Origin of the sequence: Umezawaea sp. (assembly GCF_036375055.1) — a bacterium.
Lineage (GTDB): Bacteria > Actinomycetota > Actinomycetes > Mycobacteriales > Pseudonocardiaceae > Umezawaea.
Genome location: NZ_DASUSQ010000172.1, coordinates 102,112 through 121,703 on the forward strand (window position 1 = coordinate 102,112; position 19,592 = coordinate 121,703).

General features: G+C 72.4%; 22 protein-coding genes and 1 pseudogene. 16 read left to right on the forward strand and 7 right to left on the reverse strand.

Annotated features, from left to right (window positions below):
• Positions 1-45: 45 nt before the first annotated feature.
• From VFZ92_RS40660 to VFZ92_RS40665, 3 genes and pseudogenes are all read left to right on the forward strand, one after another.
• A complete protein-coding gene (locus tag VFZ92_RS40660; RefSeq protein WP_330883213.1) occupies positions 46-939 on the forward strand; it encodes an alpha/beta hydrolase in 894 nt (297 codons plus the stop codon).
• Between the two features lie 80 nt (positions 940-1,019).
• A pseudogene (locus VFZ92_RS42560) lies at positions 1,020-1,301 on the forward strand (transcriptional regulator); the annotation flags it as partial.
• A gap of 19 nt (positions 1,302-1,320) precedes the next feature.
• The gene (locus tag VFZ92_RS40665; protein ID WP_330883215.1) at positions 1,321-1,449 is read left to right on the forward strand and encodes a hypothetical protein; all 129 of its coding nucleotides are present in this window, start codon (positions 1,321-1,323) and stop codon (positions 1,447-1,449) included.
• A 27-nt stretch (positions 1,450-1,476) separates the two neighbouring features.
• Here the strand turns inward: VFZ92_RS40665 and VFZ92_RS40670 are convergent, their stop codons facing one another.
• From VFZ92_RS40670 to VFZ92_RS40680, 3 genes are all read right to left on the reverse strand, one after another.
• Positions 1,477-3,339, reverse strand: coding sequence for a glycosyl hydrolase family 28-related protein (locus tag VFZ92_RS40670; protein WP_330883217.1), 1,863 nt, complete (start codon positions 3,337-3,339; stop codon positions 1,477-1,479).
• Positions 3,340-3,585: 246 nt separating this feature from the next.
• Positions 3,586-4,629: a Gfo/Idh/MocA family protein gene (locus VFZ92_RS40675; protein ID WP_330883219.1), complete on the reverse strand. Its 1,044-nt coding sequence runs from the start codon at positions 4,627-4,629 to the stop codon at positions 3,586-3,588.
• Positions 4,630-4,665: 36 nt separating this feature from the next.
• The gene (locus VFZ92_RS40680) at positions 4,666-4,842 is read right to left on the reverse strand and encodes a hypothetical protein (protein WP_330883221.1); all 177 of its coding nucleotides are present in this window, start codon (positions 4,840-4,842) and stop codon (positions 4,666-4,668) included.
• A gap of 111 nt (positions 4,843-4,953) precedes the next feature.
• Here VFZ92_RS40680 and VFZ92_RS40685 point away from each other — a divergent pair, with 111 nt between their 5' ends.
• On the forward strand, positions 4,954-7,263 hold the full coding sequence (locus VFZ92_RS40685; RefSeq protein ID WP_330883223.1) for a M20/M25/M40 family metallo-hydrolase: 2,310 nt from the start codon (positions 4,954-4,956) through the stop codon (positions 7,261-7,263).
• 124 nt (positions 7,264-7,387) lie between these two features.
• Here the strand turns inward: VFZ92_RS40685 and VFZ92_RS40690 are convergent, their stop codons facing one another.
• A complete protein-coding gene (locus VFZ92_RS40690; protein ID WP_330883225.1) occupies positions 7,388-8,074 on the reverse strand; it encodes an IniB N-terminal domain-containing protein in 687 nt (228 codons plus the stop codon).
• 237 nt (positions 8,075-8,311) lie between these two features.
• On the opposite strand from VFZ92_RS40690, the gene VFZ92_RS40695 reads away from it, so the two are divergent.
• From VFZ92_RS40695 to VFZ92_RS40735, 9 genes are all read left to right on the forward strand, one after another.
• The gene (locus VFZ92_RS40695; RefSeq protein ID WP_330883228.1) at positions 8,312-10,615 is read left to right on the forward strand and encodes a LuxR C-terminal-related transcriptional regulator; all 2,304 of its coding nucleotides are present in this window, start codon (positions 8,312-8,314) and stop codon (positions 10,613-10,615) included.
• A 126-nt stretch (positions 10,616-10,741) separates the two neighbouring features.
• A complete protein-coding gene (locus VFZ92_RS40700) occupies positions 10,742-11,320 on the forward strand; it encodes a helix-turn-helix domain-containing protein (RefSeq protein ID WP_330883230.1) in 579 nt (192 codons plus the stop codon).
• A 183-nt stretch (positions 11,321-11,503) separates the two neighbouring features.
• Positions 11,504-12,163, forward strand: a complete 660-nt coding sequence (locus tag VFZ92_RS40705) for a TetR/AcrR family transcriptional regulator (protein WP_330883232.1) — start codon at positions 11,504-11,506, stop codon at positions 12,161-12,163.
• A 72-nt stretch (positions 12,164-12,235) separates the two neighbouring features.
• Positions 12,236-13,504, forward strand: a complete 1,269-nt coding sequence (locus VFZ92_RS40710; RefSeq protein ID WP_330883234.1) for a cytochrome P450 — start codon at positions 12,236-12,238, stop codon at positions 13,502-13,504.
• Entirely contained in the window at positions 13,498-14,205 is a 708-nt protein-coding gene (locus VFZ92_RS40715) for a TetR/AcrR family transcriptional regulator (RefSeq protein ID WP_414720118.1), read from the forward strand. The genes VFZ92_RS40710 and VFZ92_RS40715 overlap by 7 nt, the downstream gene beginning before the upstream one ends.
• A 14-nt stretch (positions 14,206-14,219) precedes the next feature.
• On the forward strand, positions 14,220-14,420 hold the full coding sequence (locus VFZ92_RS40720; RefSeq protein WP_330883238.1) for a ferredoxin: 201 nt from the start codon (positions 14,220-14,222) through the stop codon (positions 14,418-14,420).
• A gap of 97 nt (positions 14,421-14,517) precedes the next feature.
• Positions 14,518-14,799 carry a hypothetical protein gene (locus tag VFZ92_RS40725; RefSeq protein WP_330883240.1) on the forward strand — a complete coding sequence of 94 codons (282 nt, stop codon included), beginning with the start codon at positions 14,518-14,520 and terminating at the stop codon, positions 14,797-14,799.
• The gene (locus VFZ92_RS40730; protein WP_330883242.1) at positions 14,796-16,001 is read left to right on the forward strand and encodes a cytochrome P450; all 1,206 of its coding nucleotides are present in this window, start codon (positions 14,796-14,798) and stop codon (positions 15,999-16,001) included. Before VFZ92_RS40725 ends, VFZ92_RS40730 begins: the two co-directional genes overlap by 4 nt.
• 779 nt (positions 16,002-16,780) lie before the next feature.
• On the forward strand, positions 16,781-16,921 hold the full coding sequence (locus tag VFZ92_RS40735; RefSeq protein ID WP_330883244.1) for a hypothetical protein: 141 nt from the start codon (positions 16,781-16,783) through the stop codon (positions 16,919-16,921).
• Between the two features lie 31 nt (positions 16,922-16,952).
• Here the strand turns inward: VFZ92_RS40735 and VFZ92_RS40740 are convergent, their stop codons facing one another.
• Complete coding sequence (locus tag VFZ92_RS40740) at positions 16,953-17,516, reverse strand: HSP18 transcriptional regulator (RefSeq protein ID WP_330883246.1); 564 nt, start codon at positions 17,514-17,516, stop codon at positions 16,953-16,955.
• Positions 17,517-17,617: 101 nt separating this feature from the next.
• Between VFZ92_RS40740 and VFZ92_RS40745 the strand changes: the two genes are divergently transcribed.
• On the forward strand, positions 17,618-18,061 hold the full coding sequence (locus VFZ92_RS40745) for an Hsp20/alpha crystallin family protein (RefSeq protein ID WP_330883247.1): 444 nt from the start codon (positions 17,618-17,620) through the stop codon (positions 18,059-18,061).
• Between the two features lie 95 nt (positions 18,062-18,156).
• Complete coding sequence (locus tag VFZ92_RS40750; protein WP_330883249.1) at positions 18,157-18,513, forward strand: DUF6292 family protein; 357 nt, start codon at positions 18,157-18,159, stop codon at positions 18,511-18,513.
• Between the two features lie 6 nt (positions 18,514-18,519).
• Here VFZ92_RS40750 and VFZ92_RS40755 read toward each other — a convergent pair whose 3' ends face one another.
• The gene (locus tag VFZ92_RS40755; RefSeq protein ID WP_330883260.1) at positions 18,520-18,957 is read right to left on the reverse strand and encodes a response regulator; all 438 of its coding nucleotides are present in this window, start codon (positions 18,955-18,957) and stop codon (positions 18,520-18,522) included.
• Positions 18,958-19,129: 172 nt separating this feature from the next.
• Here VFZ92_RS40755 and VFZ92_RS40760 point away from each other — a divergent pair, with 172 nt between their 5' ends.
• Positions 19,130-19,282: a hypothetical protein gene (locus VFZ92_RS40760; RefSeq protein ID WP_330883251.1), complete on the forward strand. Its 153-nt coding sequence runs from the start codon at positions 19,130-19,132 to the stop codon at positions 19,280-19,282.
• On the opposite strand, the gene VFZ92_RS40765 is transcribed toward VFZ92_RS40760, so the two are convergent.
• The coding region (locus tag VFZ92_RS40765; RefSeq protein ID WP_330883253.1) for an STAS domain-containing protein at positions 19,279-19,592 on the reverse strand (314 nt) is incomplete at its 5' end. The two genes, VFZ92_RS40760 and VFZ92_RS40765, sit on opposite strands and share 4 nt — an antisense overlap.

Consider the following 19,592-nt stretch of genomic DNA (forward strand, 5'->3'; position numbering starts at 1 on the left):
TGTCTATGGTTTGGACAACCAAGGTTGTCCAATTGAGGAGCGCCCATGCCCGTCATCGATCCGGTCGGTGCCACGGTTCCCGGGGTCACCCACCACCTCGCCGACGTCAACGGAACCCGGCTCCACCACGTCTCGGCGGGCACCTCGGGCTCTCCGGTCCTGCTGGTCCACGGGTGGCCGGAGACGTGGTGGGCCTTCCGCGAGGTCATCCCCCTGCTGGCGGCGGCACACCGGGTGTTCGCCGTCGACCTCCGCGGGTTCGGCGATTCCAGCACCGCGGAGGGCGACCACGACGAAGCGACGTTCGCCGAGGACCTGCACCACCTGGTGGAGCACCTCGGCGTCGGCCCGGTCCACGTCCTGTGCCAGGACATCAGCGGCGGTCTCGCTTTCCGCTTCGCCTCCGCGCACCCCGAGGACGTCCGCAGCCTCACCGCCGTCGAGACGACCCTGGCGGGCTACGGGCTCGAAGACCTCGCGGACGTCAACCACGGCGGCTCGTGGCACGTCGGGTTCCTCGGCGCGCCGGGCATTCCGGGGATGTTGCTGGCGGGTCACGAGCGCGAACTCATCGCGGAGTGGGCCTTCCCCGCCATGACGGGGGCGAAGGGCGTGATCGGCGACGACGACGTCGACGAGTTCGCCCGCACCTACGCGCGGCCGAACGGCTGGCGGGGCACGGAGCACCTCTACCGGTCGATCTTCACCGACGCCGGGCGGACCAGGGCCCTTGCCGAAGCGCGGCCGCTGACCGTTCCGGTGCTCACCGTCGACGCCTCCGGCGCTCCCGCCACCGAGCGGACCTTCCGCCAGGTGACCGCGGGAGCCGTCACCTCCGTGCGCTTCGGGGGCGTTGGGCACCTGGTGGCGCAGGAGGCTCCCGAGGCCCTCGCCGCCGCCGTCCTGGAGTTCGTGGGGCGGGTGGACGGCGTCCGGTAGGCCAGGGGAGCGCTCCCGAACGCGCGCACCTGGAAGCGTTGGCGCGCAACGGGAAGCGAAGGCCGTTCGAGTGCGAGGTCGTGCCGGAGGCAACGCGGGGGGTGGTGGCCGCGCCGGCCGAGCCCGCCTACGTGACGGGCCGCCGGTGGGACCTGCTGGTGCGCGACGCCGCGGCCGAGGAGCTGTTCGGCGGCGTGCCCGACAACGTCCTGGAGCACCTGCTGCTCGACCCCGCCGCGCGGGAGTCGTTCGGCGCGGGGTGGGAGGAGGGGGCCGCGCACGCCGTGGCGCAGTTCCGGGTGGCGTACGACCTGTGGGAGCCGGACCCGGCGTTCGCCGACCGGCTCCGCCGAGTTCGAGGGCTGGTGGGACGCGCACGAGGTGGTCGGCGGGGGAGCGGGCCGCAAGACCCTGCACGGGGTGGTCCACGACTGCGCCACGTTCCGGCTCGACGAGGACCCCGAACTGCGGCTCACGGTCTGCACGGCCGAACGGGCCGGGAGCGCGTAGCCCCCGGCCCGTTCGACACCCGTGCCCCTACGGGACCGCGGGGTAGTCCTTCACGTACACCGGCACGCCGACCTTGGTCATGTCGGCCGCCTCGCCGACGCCGTTGACCACGTGGTCCACGACGCCCGCGCTGAGGTTGACGGTCATGATGTGGTGCAGCTTCACACCGGGGGTGTTCGGCACCTCGAACCCGTTCTCCGTGTGGATGGTCGGGTTGTTCTGGTTGAACACGTAGACGCCCGCGCCGAAGAGCGAGTGCGTCTTGACCTTCGCGCCGACCTTGTAGCCCGCGTAGCCCTCGACGGGGCCGTTCATCCAGTCCGCCTGCGTGGGCGGGTCGTACGGCAGCTCGTTCTGGTACAGGATGGTCGTGCCCCTGTCGCCGTTCCAGGTGGTGTTGTACTTCTGGAAGTGCTCGACGAACAGGCCCGTCGCCGTCACGCGGTCACCGTTGATGACGGCGCCCTGGCGGCCGGTGTTGGTGTTCCAGCGCTGCGTGTCGGTGAAGCCCTCGACGCCGTGGTCCGCGCGCCACACCCAGGTGTGGTCGATGAGCACGTCGTCGCTGTTGACCTCGAGAGCGGTGTCGACCTTGCCCACGTGCGGGCCGCCGACGCGGAAGTACACGTCGGACAGCGTGGTCGGGTTGGACGCGCTGCTCCAGGCCCAGCCGTTCTTCTTGCCCACGCGCAGCAGGACCGGCGACTCCTTCAGACCCGCGTCGACCGTGACGCCCGCGACGACGACACCGGGGACGTCGGCGACGTCCAGCGGGATCGCGCCGTTGACGGCGGTCAGCGTGGCGTGCCCGAGACCGAGGACGACGGTGTTGGGCAGCCGGACCTCGATGCTCCGCGCGATGTCGTAGACGCCGGGCGTGAGCAGGAGGTTCTTGCCGATCAGCAGGTTGAAGTTGATGGTCTGCACCGAGTCCGTCGGCTTCGCGACGTAGAAGTCGCTCAACGGGATGGTGCGGCCCGCGGTGGCGCCCGCGGACCAGGAGGTGCCGGAGGTGTTCTGCTTCGCGGCGGGCACGCGGACGTTGTACTTGCCCTTGGCGTCCACGAACAGGTACGGCTTCTCGCGGCTCACCGGCGTCTTCGCGACCGTGGTGTACGGCGGGTCCGGGAACGCCGAGTCGTCGGGGGCGCCGACGACACCGGAGAACACCTGGTTCCACACGCCGTTGGACCAGCTCGCGACCTCGCTGTTGCGGGTCAGCCACTGCTGCTGCGAGCCGTTGGTGGTCGCGGGCAGCTTCGAGTCGGCGATGAACCCGCCGCTCGCGTACTGCGGACCGGCGGTGCAGTAGTCCATCAGGGACAGTCCACCGTTGGTGAAGTTCACCCGGCGCATCGACACGGCCTGGGACACGGCCCAGAAGTTCGCGGTCGAGCGGCAGCCGTCCTGGCCGGTCGCGTTCACGTTGACCGTCAGGTTGGAGATCGTGCGCCAGAAGTTCACCAGCGCCAGGCAGTTGCTCGTGCCGCCGTCGGCGAGGCAGCGGTTGTAGACCTCGACCTTGCCGTTGATGACGACGTCGGTCGGCGCCGCGCCCAGACCGGTGATCTCGGTGTAGTAGCCCACCTTGATCTGGAGGGGCTGCTCGGCCGTGCCGTAGGTGCCCGGCTTGAAGAGGTAGGCGTACCGCTCGGTGCCCATCTCGTTGTCGACCTGCTTGGCGTAGGTCGCGTCCAGCGTCGCCTGGATCTGCGCGACCGGCGTGCTCGGGTCGAACACCGTGGTGTTGACGCCGAAGTTGGGAGCGCTGCCGCCGTGCGACCGGGTGTCGGGAGCGGCCGTCGCGGTGGTCGCGGCGGCCAGCGTCACCACCAGGCCGAGGGTGAGCACGCGGCCGAGTCGCCGCTTCGTGGAGCCCGCGAAGATCATGCGGATCGTCCTCTCAGTCGGGTGGTCGGTGGCGGGACGGGGAGCGCTCCGGCGGGGGAGCCTATGCGACGCACGATCATCGTCGACCTGCCTGTTCACGGGGGAGTGGGGAGCCACGCTGCGGCGGTAGGGCCGAGAGAGCGCTCCCATCGAGTTGGACATTTCTACCCCGTGAATCGATCCCGCGCTACGGTCTGACGACCGGTTTTCAGGTCGTAGGACGGCGAACTAGCAGGCCAGGGCGTTTCACCGCCAGGGTTCGACGTCCACCCGGACCGCCGCGCCGCCGTCCGCGGCCTCCTCGACCGCCAGCGCGACGCGGTGGTCGTGGATGCCGTCGGCGAGCGGGTACGGCTCGGGGCCGCCGCCGGAGACCCAGGCCGCCGTGTCCTCCAGGAGGGTCGCGATGGCGATCTCCTCGTCGTTCCACCGCCGCCCCTGGTAGGGGTTGCGGTACAGCACGTCCGAGCCGAACGTGATGTGGTCGGTGTCGAAGCCGTCGAGGTCGAGGTCGTACCCGGTCTGGCGGCGCACGACCTCCGTGCGGACGATCGTGCGGTCGGCGACCAGCCGGACGACCTCCTGGTCGCGCAGCTCGCCCGTCGTGCCGCGGACCAGCAGGCGGCGCATCAGCAACTGGTTGTGCCACTGGTTGTCGGTGAAGTCGTAGAGGCCGAAGCCGCCGTCGTCGAACGCGACGGTGGCGATCGTCGTGGTCGCCTGCTTCACCTCGACCGGGTCCGTCCACCCGGCGCGGGTGATGGGGTCGGCCAGCGGCGCGGTCGTCCGCACGGCCCGCACCTCCGCCGGGCCGCGGCCCGTGCCCAGCAGAGCCCGGATGAGCGAGACCGCGTGGTACTGGTGGGTCGAGGAGACGTCCACCCTGGTCGGGTCGCCGATCGCGCCCGAGCGGACCAGCGCGAGGCGCGCGGCGTGCGCGGGCATCCGGGTGTACTGCTCGGCGACCTGCACCAGCCCGCTCGCGCCGACCCCGTGCCACAGCGCGCGCAGGCCGTCGAGGTCGGGTGCGGGCGGCGTCTCGGCCAGCACGGGGACGCGGCGCTCCACCAGGTCCGCGACCAGCGACGGCGTGACGCCCCACGGCGTGGCCGTGACCATGAAGTCCGGTTTCGCGGCCAGGCACTCGTCCAGCGACGGGAAGACCGGAACCGGCAGCTCCCGCGCCCGGCGCGACACCACGCCGACGCACTCCAGGCCGTCCAGCGCCGCGGCGAGGCGCCAGAAGTACTCGGCGCGCCAGCCGGAACCCACGATCGCGAAGGTCGTCACCCACCCCATCCAACACGACGGCGGGCCCGTGCGGGACTACCGCTCGCGAGCGCGGCGGTTGATCTCCCGAGCGGGCCGGGGGCGGCTCTCGAAGGGCTTCGGCCGGTCGAGGTCCAGCCACACCGCGATCGTCTCGCGCACGAGCCACACGAGGAAGCGCAGGGCCGTCCGCACGGGACGCCGGGGCGGACGCGGCAGGCGGGGGAGCGGCACGGACGCCATTCTGCCCCCGCGCCCGTGCCCGCGAGGCGGAAACGCGGAGTTCCGAACAGGACGCCGAAGTCGGACGGCCACCGGGGGCTCCCGCGTGGGTAGGTTCTGCCGATGACCGCCGAACCGAACGTTCCCAGGGGTGTCCGGCCGTCAGCCGTGGCGGTCGTGCTGGTCGTCGTCCTGGTGGCGCTCGGCGCGCTGTCGCTGCTGGCGTTCCGCCCGCCCGCCGCCGCCCCGGCCGACGTCCCTCCGACGGAGTTCTCGGCCGCGCGGGTGGAGGCCGACCTGCGGGAGATCGCGCAACGGCCGCACCCGTTGGGCACGGCGGACAACGACCGGGTGCGCGAGCACGTCGTGGCCGCCGCCCGCGCGGCCGGGGCGCGGGTGCGGGTCGAGTCCGGCGAGGTCGTGCTGGCCGATCCGGGGAAACCGGTGAGGGTGGCGGTGGCGTGGAACGTGGTCGCGACGGTGCCCGGCACCGATCCGGGGCTCAGCGGCGGGCGGGCGCTGCTGCTGGTGTCGCACCACGACTCCGTGCCGACGGGGCCGGGGGCGGCGGACGACGGGGCCGCGGTCGTGTCGATGCTGGAGGCGATCCGGGTCCTCACGGCGTCCGGCGGGGTGCGCAACGACGTGGTGTTCCTGTTCACCGACGGCGAGGAACTCGGCTCGCTCGGCGCGCGGCTGTTCGTGCGGCAGCACGGGGTCGCCGAGTTCGGCGCGGTGCTGAACTGGGAGGCGCGCGGCAGCCGGGGACCGGTGGTGATGTTCGAGACCAGCACCGCCAACGCGGGCCTGGTCGACGCGTTCGCCGGGGCGAGCAGCAGGCCGATCGCGAACTCGCTGGCCTACGAGGTCTACCTGCGGATGCCGAACTACACCGACTTCACCGTCTTCCGCGACGCGGGCGCCACCGGACTCAACGCGGCGTTCATCGAGGGCCTGCACGACTACCACTCGCCGAACGACGACGTCGGGACGCTGGACCGCGACACCGTGCAGCACCACGGCGAGACCATGACCGGGCTGGTCGCCGCGCTCGGCGAGCGCGACCTGCGGCGGTTGGACAACCGGACCGCCGTCTACTTCGACCTGGTCGGCCGGGTCCTCGTGCACTACCCGGTGTGGGTGGCGCTCGTGCTCGCCGCGGTCTCGGTGGTGGCGCTGGTGCTGCTGGTCGTGGTGGGTGTCCGCCGTGGACGGTTGCGGCCGGTCGGCGCGGCGGCCGTCGCGGGCGCGGCCCTCGGCGCCGTGGTCGGCACGGCCGCGCTGTGCTTCGGGCTCTGGCGGCTGCTCACGCTGGTGCGCCCCGGTCTGGCGGCGCTGCCGCTGTCCGAACCGTACGACCGGGGGTGGTTCATCGCCGCGTTCACGACGGTCGCCGCCGCCGTCCTGCTGCTGGTGGCCCGCCTGGTGCGGCGCTGGAGCCCGGCCGAGGTGCTCGCGGGCGGGCTGCTGCTGGTGGGGGTGTCGCTGGTCGCCGTCGCGGTCGTCGTGCCGGGCGCCACCTACCTGTTCCAGTGGCCGCTGCTCGCCGGGCTGCCCGCGCTGTGGTGGGCGGTTCGGCGCGGCACCGGGAGCCTGCCGCTCGCGGCTCTCGCGCCCGCGGTGGCGGTGGTGCTGTTCGCCCCGGTCGTGTCGACGCTGACGGTCGCGCTGGGGATCAAGCTGGTGGGGGTGGCGATGGCCGTCGCGGTGCTGGCCGGTGTGCTGGTGCTGCCGCTGTTCACCGCCCTGCCCCGGCCGGGGCTCCTCGCGGCGGTGGCCTCGGTGGTCGCGGCGGTGCTGGTCACGACCAGTGCGCTCGTCTCGGGGTTCGACGTTCGCGAACCCCGTCCGGACGGGCTGCTCTACCTGCGCGACGCCACCACCGGCCGGTCGGTGTGGCTGACCGGTGACCCCGAACCCGACGACTGGACCGGCCGGGTCCTGGGCGCCGCACCGGAACGGGTGTCGCTCACCCGCGAGTTCCCGCTGCTGAAGGCCCCCGTGCTGCGCGCCCCCGCCCCGGCGCTCGCCCTGGCCGAGCCGACGGTGACCACGCTCGCCGACACGACCGCCGACGGCGTCCGCACGGTCCGGTTCCGGGTGGACTCGCCCCGGAGGGGCTGGCGGATCCAGGTCTCCCTGCCGAGGGGGGCGGTGCGGGCGTGCGTGGTGGCGGGGCAGCGCGTCGAGTCCGCGGCCCAGAGCGTGCCGGAGAACCTGGTGTTCGAGTTCTACGGCGCGGACGACGGCGCGGAACTCACCTGCGAGGCGTCCGAGGGGGCCGAGGTCCCGGTCGACGTCGCCGACTTCTCCCTCGGGCTCCCCCCGGAGGTCGAGGCGCTCGTCGGTCCACGCCCCGAGGGGACCGTCCTGGTGCCGTCGGGCTACCGGCCGGTCGACTCGGCGGTCGTGCGGAGGGCCGTGCGGATCTGACGCGGACCCGGTCGCCGACGAAGCGGAGCGTCACCCTGCGCGGGGGGCGCGCCGACGCGGGTCGGCGCACGCCGGAGGGGCTGGTCCACCGGGGTGCGGTGGACCAGCCCCTCCGGGCGGTGGGTCAGAACGAGATGTCGTTGCCGCTCAGGACACCGTTGAGGTTGAGGTCGCCGAGGTCGGCCACGTCGGTGATGTCGCCGATGCCCGAGATGTCGCCGATGCCGGAGACGCCGGACGTGATGTCCTCGACGTTGCCGATGTCGGAGACGACGTCGGCGACCTCGACCACGTCGGTGACGTGCAGGGCGCTGTCCGCGACGCCGGTCAGGTCACCGGTGGTGATGTCCTTGACGGTCGAGTCCAGGTCCGTGCTGTCGAGGACGCCGACGCCGGAGGTGATGTCGCCGACGAGGTCCGTGACCTGGCTCTGCGCGCCGATGCCGCCGACACCGCCGAGGTCGCCCACGCTGTCGAGCGCGCCGCCGAGCACGTCGGCGTCGAGGCCCTGGCCCAGGTCGGTCACGGGGGAGAAGTCGCCCGCCAGGTCCTCGACGTGCGACACGACGCCGGAGACGGGGCTGTCCTCCAGCAGGGGGAGGGTGTCGAAGGTGGAGGTCAGGTCGCCGAGGCCCTGCGTGGGGGCGTAGTCGAGGACGAGCGGCAGGATCTCCTGGACGTCCAGCGCGGAGACGTCGCCCAGGCCCGCGGCGCTGAGTGCGGCCTCGGGGGCGGTCTGGAACGCCGAGAGGGCCTGCGAGTCGTTCAGCAGGTGGAGGGCGAAGTCTTGCAGCGTCTCGAACGTGTCCATCTGTGTGAGCTCCTGAGGTGGATCGGTGTTCCTTACGAGACCAAACGGTAGGTCCGTCGTCACCGTGCGCACATCGGGTGACACTCCTAGTCTCGAACGAGTTAACCCGTTAGGGGGATGACTGGGGGAAGCACTAGGGGACGGGGCTATCCCCGTAAACCGACCTCGGGATGAACCCGGTGGTGCCCCCTGTCCGAACCTTGCGACAGCACCCGCACCGAGGAGGAAGCCCGTCGCATGACCCAGTCCGCTCTCGTGTTCGCCCCCGCCGTCGCCGACGCACTCGACCGGGCCGCCAAGGCCAGGCACGTGGTGGTCGCCGGTCCCTCCGGGACGGGGAAGACAGCGCTGCTGTCCACGCTGGACAGGAGAGCGGTCGACAACGCCCAGACGCTGTCGGACGCCGCGATCGAGGCCCTCGTCGCCGACGTGGAGGCCGGTGCCGACCTCGCCGTCGCCCACCGGCCGACCCGCAACCCCCGGCTGCCCGTCCTGCTGGCCGCGCTCTCGCCCTCCGTCGTCCGGGTCCGGCTCGACCCGTGGGGGCGGGACCAGATCGGCGACTTCCTGCGGGAGCGCACCGGGCGCCAGCCCTCGGCAGGCCAGCCGCACGCGCTGCACCAGCGCACCGGGGGCGTGCCCGCGTTCGTGGAGGCCGCGCTCTCGACCGACCCCGTCGGCGCGCTGGCCCCGGCGCTCGACGAACTGGGCGCCGACGTCCGCACCCTGCTGCTCGCCGTGGTGCTCGGCGCGCCGCTGGACCTGGACCTGCTGGCCGAAGCGCTGCGGACCACCCCCGACGCCGTGCAGGCCGTGGCCGACGCGGCCCGCGCCGCCAGCGTGATCGGCACCGACGGGGGCGTCCCGCCGATCGTGGCGCACGCCGTGCGCGTCCTCACGCCGATGGAGGAACGGGTCGGGCTGGCGCGCACCCTGCTGCGGCTCCAGCAGGAGCGCAAGCAGTCGATCCGCGCGCTCGCGACGTCGCTGCTGGAGCTGCCCGGCGCCGTGGCCGACCAGTCGGGGGCCTACGTCGCCGCCGCCCAGGACTCCCTGCGCGACGACCCGGCGCTCGCCGTGCGGTTCCTCACCGCCGCCGTCGACCTCGGCGGCTCGGCCGTCGACCTGGCGCCGCTGACGGCCGAGGCGCACGCGCTGGCGGGCGACCCGGACGCCGCGCTGAGGACGGCCGACCTGGCCGCAGGCTCCGGGGACGAGCGGGTGCGCGCCGCGGGCGCCGTGGTCGCGGCGATCGTGCTCGCCCAGCGCGGTGAACTGGCCCGCGGCGCCGAGGTGCTGCCCACCGCCACCGCCACCGACCCGCGGGCGGTGGACCTCGCCGCCATCGCCCACGTGGCCACCGGGCGGTGGCGGCGCGCCGCCGACCTGCTCGACGGCACCCCGGCGGCGCCGACGCTCGCCGCGGGCCTCACCCGCCGCATGGCGCGGGGGCTGCTGACCAGTGTGGACAGCGCACCCGCGACCGCGCTGTCCACACTGGTCTCGGCCGCGTCGGTCGCCGACTCGCTGGGCGCGCCGCACCTGCTGCCGGACAGCCCGACCGCCCTCGCCGCGCACGTGTGCCTGCACCTCGCGGAACTCCCGCTCGCCGCGACGCTGCTCGGCGGAGCGGACAAGCACGGCGTGTTCGGCGTCCGCCACCAGGTCCTGTTCGCCTGCACCGCGCTGCTGGGCGGCGACCTGGCCACCGCGGCCCAGCGGCTGGCGCCGCTCAAGGCGCTGCGCGGCCTGGAACCCAGGGACGCGCTCCTCACGGCCGCCGTCGACCTCGGACTGGCCCGCCGCCGCAGCGACCCCCGCGCGCTGGAGGCGGGCTGGGAGAACGCCTACCACGCGCTCCTGGTGCAGCCGGTGGACCTGTTCACCCTGCTGCCGCTGGGCGAACTCGTCGCCGCGGCGGCCAGGCTCGGTCGCGCCCACCAGGTGGCGGGCCACCTCGACCTCGCGTGGGACCTGCTGGAACGGTCGGGCCACCCGCCCGCCTGGTCGGTGATGCTGCGCTGGTGGGCCGTGCACGCCGACCTGATCGGCGGCGACACCGCGGCGGCCCGGCTCCAGGTCGACGCGCTGGCCCGGCACCGCGAGCACACGCCGGCGGGCCGCGTGCTCGCCGACGCGGCCGAGTGCTGGCTGGCCGTCAGCACCGGTGCGGTGGAGCCCGACGAGGTCGAGCGCACGGCCACCGCCCTGCACGGCCACGGCCTGCACTGGGACGCCTCCCGCCTGGCGGGCCAGGCGGCCATCCGCACCACCGACCGGGCCACCATCACCAGGCTGCTGGAACTCGCGCGCAGGCTCAGCGCGGTGTCGTCCGAGCACGAGTCCGAGACGGGGGTGCTCAGCGAGCGCGAGCAGGAGGTGGCCGCGCTGGTGCTGGAGGGCCTGACGTACAAGCAGATCGGCGACCGGCTGTTCATCTCCGGCAAGACCGTCGAGCACCACGTCACCAGGATGCGGCAGAAGCTCGGCTGCCAGAGCCGCCGCGAACTCCTCGTCGCGCTGGGGGAGCTGCTGGGCTGAGGGGAGCGGTCGGCGGCGGGATCGGCCCGCACCCGGTGCGGTACCGCACCGGGTGCTCCTCCGTGGTTGGGTTGTCCGGCTCCGCTCCGGTGGCGGGGCGGGTCGAGTGGCGGGAGGAGCGGCGCGGTGGACGACGGCGACGAGGGCACGGGCAAACCCAAGCGGGCGGACGCCCGGCGCAACGAGGGAACCCTGCTCGACGCGGCCGCCGCCGTCTTCGTCGAGTCGGGGGTGGAGGCGCCGGTCCGCGACATCGCCGCCAGGGCCGGTGTCGGCATGGGCACGATCTACCGCCACTTCCCCACCAGGGCGGACCTCATCATCGCCGTGTACCGGCACCAGGTCGAGGCCTGCGCCGACGCGGGCCCCGCCCTGCTGGAGAGCAGTGCGAGCCCGCACGTCGCGCTGGCGCGGTGGATCGACCTCTTCGTCGACTTCCTGGTCACCAAGCACGGGCTCGCCGCCGTGCTGCGGTCGGACAACGCGGGCTTCGACGCGCTGCACAGCTACTTCCTCGACCGCCTCCTGCCCGTCTGCGCGCGGTTGCTCGACGCCGCCGTCTCGTCCGGTGAGATCCGCTCCGACCTGGATGCCTACCAGCTCATGCGCGGTGTCGGGAACCTCTGCATCGGCGCCGAGCAGGACGACCGCTACGACGCGCGCGGCCTGGTGGGGGTCCTCGTCGCGGGCCTGCGCGTCGGCTGAGCGGTCGCGCGACCCGCACCGATCTAAATCAGTCGCTTGACTTAGAATAGTCGGTCGGCTTCACTGTGCCCGATCTGTCCGAATGGGACGGTGACCTCGCCCCGCGGGCGCTCGGCGGTCCGGGCGTCCCGCTTGTCCGAACTGTCGGTCGACGGTGTCCGACGTGCCTGTACGGTGGTGATCGTGGTGACGGACGTCAGCAGAACGCCGCGGGCGGAGCAGGTCGGCGCCACGCGCGAGCAGATCCTCCGCACCGCCGAGCGGCTGTTCGCCGAGCAGGGTCTCTACGCCGTGTCCAACCGGCAGATCAGCGCCGCCGCGGGCCAGGGCAACAACGCGGCCGTCGGCTACCACTTCGGCACCAAGGTGGACCTGGTGCGCGCCATCGTCCGCAGGCACGCGTCGAGGGTGGAATCGCTGCGCCTGGAGATGGTGTCGCGGATCCGCGGGTCCGACGACATCCGGGACTGGGTGGCCTGCCTCGTGCACCCGACCGCCAGCCACCTCGCCGCGCTGGGCGACCCCACCTGGTACGCCAGGTTCAGCGCGCAGGTCATGACGGACCCGGCGTTCCGGGCGATCATGTCCGAGGAGGCGCTCGCGACGCCCTCGCTTCGGCAGGTCGTCGAAGGGCTCGACCGCCGCCTCCCGGACCTGCCCGCCGAGGTGCGCGCCGAGCGCGGCGACATGACCCGGCACCTGATGGTCCACGGTTTCGCCGAGCGGGAGCGGTCCCTCGCCGAGGGCATCGCCACGCCGAGGGCCACCTGGCACGACGCGGCGGACGGGCTCGTCGACGCGGTCGTCGGGCTGTGGCTCGCGCCCGTCACGCCCCGCGCCTGATCCACTTCTCCCCGTGCTCGACCGGTGGGCGCCGAGGTGGGAAGCATGCTTAAGTCAGTCGCTTGACTCAAAATGGGGAACCCGGTTAGCTGGGCGTCGACCGAGATCATCGTGGAGGAGGTCGACGTGGCACCCGGTGAGGCAGATCAGGTCATCGACTACCCGATCCCGTCGCCGACGGCGCTGGAGCCGCCGCCGGAGTGGGCGCGACTGCGCAGGAGCTGCCCGGTCGCCGACGTCAGGCTGCCCAGCGGCGACGGCGCCTCGCTGCTGACGCGCTACGACGACGTGAAGCAGGTCCTGGCCGACCCGCGCTTCCGCAGGCGGCTCGACGCCGACGACGCGGCCCGCGTGTCCGACACCGAGTCCGGCGGCGTGTTCAACGGGTCGATGGCGAAGGCGCTGCCCGAGGAGACGCACCAGCTCTGGCGGCGGATGGTGGGCCGGTGGTTCACCGCCAAGCGCATGTCCGCGCTGCGGCCGGGGATCGAGGCGATGGCCGACCAGCTGGTCGACGAGATGGTCGCGGCCGGAGCGCCCGCCGACCTGAAGGCGGCACTGGGCTTCCCGCTGCCGGTGTGGGTCATCTGCGAGATGCTCGGCGTGCCCGCGAGCGACCGCGACCGCTTCGCCCACTGGTCCGACACCCTGCTGAGCCTGACCCGGTACACGCAGGAGGAGGTCGACGCCGCGCAGGCCGACTTCGCCGCCTACACGTCGGCCCACATCGCGACCAAGCGGGAGGATCCGGGCGACGACCTGGTCAGCGAGCTGATCACCGCCGCGGCGGGGGCGGGCCACGTCATGCCGGACGACGCGCTGCTGGCGACCGCGCAGGGCCTGCTGGTCGCGGGTCACGAGACGACCGCGAACATGATCGGCAAGATGGTCGGGATGCTGCTGGCCGACCGGAGCCGCTGGGAACGGCTGCTCGCGGACCGGACGCTGGTGCGGTCCGCCGTGGAGGAGGTCCTGCGCCTGGACGCGAACCCCGGCTTCGGCATCCCGCGCTACATCACCGAGGACGCGGAGGTCGGCGAGGTCGTGGTCCCGCGCGGCACCACCGTGGTGTGCAACCTGGCCGCCGCCAACCGCGACGAGGAGGCGTTCGACGGCGCCGACGAGATGCGCCTGGACCGCAGCCCCAACGCGCACCTGGCGTTCGGCTTCGGCGCGCACTCCTGCCTCGGGCAGTCGCTGGCGCGCACCGAACTCCAGGCCGTGCTCGACGTGCTGCTGCGCAGGCTGCCCGGTCTCGACCTCGCCGTCGCGGTCGACGAGCTGGAGCGCGTGGACGGTCTCGTCGTGGGCGGGCTGGCCGAAGTGCCGGTGCGCTGGTGACGTCGGGCGGTCGCACCGAGCGGGCGGTCGGGACGCGTGAGCTGATCCTGGTCGCCGCCGAGCGGCTGTTCGCCGAGCACGGGGTGTTCGCCGTGTCGAACCGCCAGGTCGGGGAGGCGGCGGGGCAGGGCAACAACTTCGCCGTCGGCTACCACTTCGGCGCCAAGGCCGAGCTGGTGCGCGCGATCGTGCGCCGCCACGCCGAACCGGTGGAGGAGGCGCGGTCGTGCATGCTCGCCGGGATCGGCCGCGGCGCCGCCGTGCGCGACTGGGTGGCGTGCCTGATCCGGCCGTTCACCGGGCACCTGGCCGACCTCGGCGTCCCCACCTGGTACGCCCGGTTCGGCGCGCAGGTGATGACCGACCCCGGCCTGCGGCAGATCATCGTCGACGAGGCGCTCGCCACCGAGCCGATCCAGCGGGTGCTGGACGGGCTCAACCGGTGCCTGCCCGCGCTGCCGCTCGCGGTGCACGTCGAGCGCAGCGCGATGGCCCGCACCCTGATGACGCACACGTGCGCCGAGCGGGAGCGGGCGCTCGCCGAGGGGACCCCCACCTCCAGGTCCAGTTGGGAGGACACGGCCGCCGGCCTGGTCGACGCGATCACCGGGCTGTGGCTGGCACCGGTCACCGCGACCGGCGCGCGACCCGGAAGAACCACCCAGGAGGCGGGCGCCGGGTCCCCGGACGCCCGCCGGTGAAGGAGCGACAACCGATGAAGGTCTCCGTGGACGAGGACAGGTGCTGCGGCGCGGGCTCGTGCGTGCTGGTCGCGCCCGACGTCTTCGACCAGCGCGACGAGGACGGTGTCGTGGTGCTGCTGGACGACCGGCCCGGCGAGCACCTGCACGACGCCGTCCGCGAGGCCGCGGGCGTGTGCCCCGCGGCGGCGATCACGCTGGACGGGACGGCGTGACCACACCCTCCGGGGTCGTGGTCGTCGGGGCGTCCGCCGCCGGTCTCGTCACGGCGGAGGCGTTGCGGCGCGGGGTTGTCTCGGTTCGCTGACGCTGGTGGGCGACGAGGTCCACCCGCCGCACGACCGGCCGCCGTCGTCGTTGTTGTCGTCGTTGTCGTTGTCGTCGTCGTCGGAGCGGGTGCCCGCCGGGACGTGGACGCCCGCGCGGGCCCACCCGCGCACGGCCGGGGTGCCGGAGGTGCTCGACGCGCGGTTCGCCCTCGGCGACCCGGTCGGGGTCCTGGGCTGGAACACGCCCACGCAGGCCCGACGGCTCCGCCTGCACCACCCAGCGCCGCGTCCCGTCGCGGCACCGATCCCGGAAGGACGACCATGACCACCACGCTGGACCCCGCGGGGGTCCCGGAGTACCCGATGCCCAGGGCGCGGGGCTGCCCGTTCGACCCGCCGCCGGAGCTGCGCGCGCTCCAGGAGGAGGCCCCGCTGACCCGCGTGCGCCTGTGGGACGGCAGCACGCCGTGGCTCGTGACCCGCTACGCCGACCAGCGCACCGTGCTCGGCGACCCCAGGGTCAGCGCCGACATGACCCACCCGACCTACCCGCGCCAGGCGCCGGGCAACGCCACGCTGAGCTTCATCGGCATGGACGACCCCGAGCACTCGCGGCTGCGGCGCATGGTCGGCTCCACGTTCACGGTGAAGCGCGTCGAGGCCATGAGGCCCGCCGTGCAGAAGATCGTGGACGACGCCGTGGACGCCCTGCTCGCCGGGGACAAGCCGGTGGACCTGGTCGAGGCGTTCGCCCTGCCCGTGCCGTCGCTGGTGATCTGCGACCTGCTCGACGTCCCGTACGCCGACCACGACTTCTTCCAGGGCAACAGCAAGACCATGATCAACCGCAACTCCACGCCGGACCAGCGCGCGGCCGCGTCCGGCGCGCTCGCCGAGTACCTGGGCCGCCTGGTGGCCGAGAAGATCGAGAACCCCGGCGGCGACCTGCTGTCGAGGCTGGGGCAGAAGGTCCGGGCGGGTGAGCTGACCCACCGCGGCGCCACCGAGATGGCCGTGCTGCTCCTCATCGCGGGCCACGAGACCACGGCCAACATGATCGCGCTCAGCACGCTGGCCCTGCTGCGCGACCCGGAACAGCTGGCGCTGCTGCGCGACACCGACGACCCGGACATCGCGGTGACGGCGACCGACGAACTCCTGCGCTACCTCAACATCACCCACGGCGGCAGGCGCCGCGTGGCCCTGGAGGACATCGAGGTCGCCGGACAACTGGTGAAGGCGGGAGAAGGCCTGGTGCTCCCGAACGACATCGCCAACCGCGACCCGGACGTCTTCACCGACCCGGACACGATCGACCTCACCCGCGAAGCCCGCCACCACCTCGCGTTCGGGTTCGGCGTGCACCAGTGCCTCGGCCAACCACTGGCCAGGCTCGAACTCCAGACCGTCTACCGCACCCTCTACCGCCGCATCCCGGAACTGAGGCTGGCGGCCGACTTCGACGACATCCCGTTCAAGCACGACGGCTTCGTCTACGGCGTCTACTCGCTGCCGGTCACCTGGTAGCGCTACGGCACAAGGGGCACCTGGTAGCGCTACGGCACAAGCAGGACAGGGCCTTCCCTGAACCGCGGCCGATTTGCTCGGGGATTGCCCCTTATTGTTTGATCGGGCAGGCCACCGCCTCTGCTCGCAAGCCCGGTCGAGGGGCAGATCCAGGGGGCCCCGAGTCTTGTCGGCCACCTCCGCTGGGAGTTGCGGTGGGGTTTCGCTGGGGGCGCTGGGATCGCACTGTTGGAAGTCGTGGTTCGTGAGACCCCTCCACCACCCCGCTCGCGCGATTGTCTCGTACAGCTTCCGACGTTTGTCAAGGCGGGAAAGATGCCTTGACAAACGTCGGAAGCTGTGAGGGCGCTGGGGAGCGGGGCGGCGGAGGGGGCCGGTGGGGGCGGTTGGGGGGTCTGGTTGGGTAGAGGGCTGGGTTCTGTTGGCCCCGTTGACATTGGTGGGTCCGGTTTGGTGGTCCCGTTGACGGTGGTGGGTCCGGTTTGGTGGTCCCGTTGACGGTGGTGGGTTGGTTTGGTGGTCCCCGTTGGCAGTGGTGGGTCTTGTTTGCTGGTCCTCCTTGGTGGTGGGTTCGGTTGGTGGTCCTCCTTGGCGGGGTGGGGCGTCGGCTGTCGTGAGTTCTGTGGATACCGCTGGTGGGGTGTGAATTCGCCGGATTCGGGGTGTGACGGCTTCATGTCGGTCCGTGTTACGGCGTAACTACCGGGCTGCTGTTCCGGTCAGCAGACTTCAGGTCACGGCCACGGCGACCGTCCGTGTGAAACCCTTGGGGAGACACCATGAGCACCACCGCCACCGCTCTCGTCGACGATGTTGACCTGGAGATCCTGGAGTTCGATCGGCCCGTGGTCCAGCAGTTCGAGTTTCTGGGGTTCAGCGTTCATTGCAGTGCTGGAGCGCTTCGTTCTGCCAATCCCTGACGTGCGACCCGGTGCCGCCAACGGCGTCGGTTCACCGGGGGCCGCGTTCCTCCCGCTGGGTTTGCGTGTCGCGGCGGACTCGGTCCGTGTGCTCACCGATCAGGCCGATCCGGTCCGCCAGGTCGGGGTGGGTGGTGCGCAGGTGGTCGTGCGCGCCCGCCAGCGGGCTGAGGAGCGCTGCCGCGTCGTTCTCGCCCAGTGCCCTGTGCACGGACGGGTCCAGGTCGCCGATCTGGCCTGCGAGGCTGCGGAGCACGGCTGAGTTCGCCCTGGCCCACTGGGAGACCGCGCGGTCTCCCGCTCTGCGGTCCCGTTCCGCCCGCACGCGTTCCTCGCCCGTGGATTCGCCGATGTCGGAGGTGCGCAGTCTCAGGTAGCGGCGTTCCGCCGCCTGGCGGCTGGCGACGCCCAGCGCGGGTGCCAGGTCGGCCCAGCTCGCGCCGTGGTCGCGAGCCGTGGCGATCAGCCTCGGTTCCCAGTCGGCCAGTTCGGCTCGCAGTTCGCGGAGGAGTTCCAGTGCGCTCAACGCCTGTGCCGCGCTCAGGTCGGGTGTGGAGGCGGCGGCGCGGAGGGTCTCGTAGTCACCGATCGGCATTTGTCATCCTTTCGACGACATGGGGGTTGTCATCACTTGGATGACATGTTACAACAGAAGTGCGCGTTGACAGGAGTCGAGAACGTACGAGGAGGTGCCGGATGTTGATGCGCACTGACCCGTTCCGGGAGCTGGACCGGCTGGCGCAGCAGGTGTTCACCGGGCCGGGTACGTGGTCGCGGCCCACGGCGATGCCGATGGACGCCTACCGGACGGGCGACGAGTTCGTGGTGGCGTTCGACCTGCCGGGTGTGGCGGCGGACGCGATCGAGTTGGACGTCGAGCGCAACGTGCTGACGGTCAAGGCGGAGCGCAGGCCCGCGATCGGCAAGGAGGACGTGGAGATGCAGGTCGCCGAGCGGCCGCTGGGCGTGTTCTCCCGTCAACTGTTCCTCGGCGACACCCTCGACGCCGAGCGCATCACGGCCGACTACGACGCCGGTGTCCTCACGCTCCGGATCCCGGTGCAGGAGAAGGCGAAGCCGCGCAAGATCTCGATCACGAGCAGCGGTGGCGCCGAGGAGGTCAAGCAGATCGACGCTTGACCGGGGAGCTGTGCCGCGCGGGGTCCGGTGTGCCGGACCCCTGTCGTGGCGCGTGAACCGGTCGCACGTTCATTCCGTGAAGGACGGTGGTGTCGGTGGACGTCTACTTCGACGACGGCTCGGTTCGCGGACTGCGCGACTACGTGAGGCGCGTGGGTCGGGCGTTGGGGCTGAGCGGTGAGTGCTCGTGCGTCGAGGTGGACCGGCCCCTGGGGGCCTACCTGGCGCTGGACGGCAGGGTCCCGAGCTTCCCGAACTGGGACGTCGCCCTGCTGTGGCGCGAGGACGAGGGGTGGGCGGTCGCGGTCGAACCCGACGGCGTGGAGGAGCCGGTCGTGCTGGCGCGGATGGGCGGGGACCCGGTGCCGTCGCCGCACGAGGTGGCGCGGTGGGCACAGGACTTCCTGGGCGACGGGCACGTGCCGAGCGGGCACCTGCCCGCGCTCGTGTGAGGCCGCTCAGCCGGTCGACCGCACCACCGCGACGAAGAAGTCGTCGAACTCGCGGACGGTGCCGGTGAACGCCTGGAAGTCGATCGGCTTGGTCACGTAGGCGTCGGCGCGCGGGAGGTGGCCGCGCAGCGCGTCGCCCTCGGCGTCGGAGGTCGTCAGCACGACCACGGGGATGGTGCGCAGGCCGTCGTCCGACTTGACCTGCGCGAGCACCTCGTGGCCGTCCATCCTGGGCAGGCCGAGGTCCAGCAGGATCAGGTCCGGGCGCGGGGCGTCGGTGTGCTCGCCGGTGCGCCGCAGGAACGCCATCGCCTCGACGCCGTCGCGCACCACGTGCAGCGGGTTGGCCACCCGGTGGTGCTCGAAGGCCTCCTGCGTCATGAAGGCGTCCTCCAGGTCGTCCTCCACGAGCAGGACGGTGACCACCTTCGCGCTGGTCTCGATCAACGGCCGGTCCGTTCGAACGGGTGCGGGACCCGAAAATTCTGCCACGTCGCTCCACAGAGGAGGAACAGGGGATTTGAAGATATTTCAAATCCGAGGTGTTCCGGAGGCCTGTGCGGGGTAGTCCCCAGTCGACCGTGCCGAGGGGCACACCGGAAGCAGGGGAGCGGACATGCCTTGGGTTGACCGACACCGACGCCGTCTGCCGGGCAGTTGGTTCCGCACGACCACCGTGCAGGCGCACCACCGCCGCAAGCCGGGTTTCCACTGGATGGTGCTGGCCATCGTGCTGGCCGTGGTCCTCCTGCTGGTCATCATCTTCTAGCGCTCCGGCGCGACGGTCCTGACCACCAGGTCCCGACCGGTCGAGACCCCGCTGAGCCCGGACAGCTCCAGGATCCGGGCGGGCGTGGACCCCTCCCCGGCCAGCACGGTCAGGGACCGGCCGTTGCGCGAGGCCGCGGTCGCGGCCTCCAGGAGCAGCGCGATCCCGGAACTGCTCAGGTAGCTCAGACCGGTGAGGTCGACGTCGGTGCGGGGCTGGTCGGCGCCGTCGATCCGGTGGAGCACCGCGGCCCGCAGGTCGTCCACGGTGGTGAGGTCCAGGTCCCCGGTGATCCGGAGGACCTGGACCT

Bases quoted from the DNA above. Each gene is read 5' to 3' on its own strand.
- VFZ92_RS40660 (WP_330883213.1), top strand. From the start codon at position 46: ATGCCCGTCATCGATCCGGTCGGTGCCACGGTTCCCGGGGTCACCCAC.
- VFZ92_RS40670 (WP_330883217.1), bottom strand. From the start codon at position 3,339: ATGATCTTCGCGGGCTCCACGAAGCGGCGACTCGGCCGCGTGCTCACC.
- VFZ92_RS40685 (WP_330883223.1), top strand. From the start codon at position 4,954: ATGACCGCCGAACCGAACGTTCCCAGGGGTGTCCGGCCGTCAGCCGTG.
- VFZ92_RS40690 (WP_330883225.1), bottom strand. From the start codon at position 8,074: ATGGACACGTTCGAGACGCTGCAAGACTTCGCCCTCCACCTGCTGAAC.
- VFZ92_RS40695 (WP_330883228.1), top strand. From the start codon at position 8,312: ATGACCCAGTCCGCTCTCGTGTTCGCCCCCGCCGTCGCCGACGCACTC.
- VFZ92_RS40710 (WP_330883234.1), top strand. From the start codon at position 12,236: ATGGGGAACCCGGTTAGCTGGGCGTCGACCGAGATCATCGTGGAGGAG.
- VFZ92_RS40720 (WP_330883238.1), top strand. From the start codon at position 14,220: ATGAAGGTCTCCGTGGACGAGGACAGGTGCTGCGGCGCGGGCTCGTGC.
- VFZ92_RS40730 (WP_330883242.1), top strand. From the start codon at position 14,796: ATGACCACCACGCTGGACCCCGCGGGGGTCCCGGAGTACCCGATGCCC.
- VFZ92_RS40735 (WP_330883244.1), top strand. From the start codon at position 16,781: ATGAGCACCACCGCCACCGCTCTCGTCGACGATGTTGACCTGGAGATC.
- VFZ92_RS40740 (WP_330883246.1), bottom strand. From the start codon at position 17,516: ATGCCGATCGGTGACTACGAGACCCTCCGCGCCGCCGCCTCCACACCC.
- VFZ92_RS40745 (WP_330883247.1), top strand. From the start codon at position 17,618: ATGTTGATGCGCACTGACCCGTTCCGGGAGCTGGACCGGCTGGCGCAG.
- VFZ92_RS40760 (WP_330883251.1), top strand. From the start codon at position 19,130: ATGCCTTGGGTTGACCGACACCGACGCCGTCTGCCGGGCAGTTGGTTC.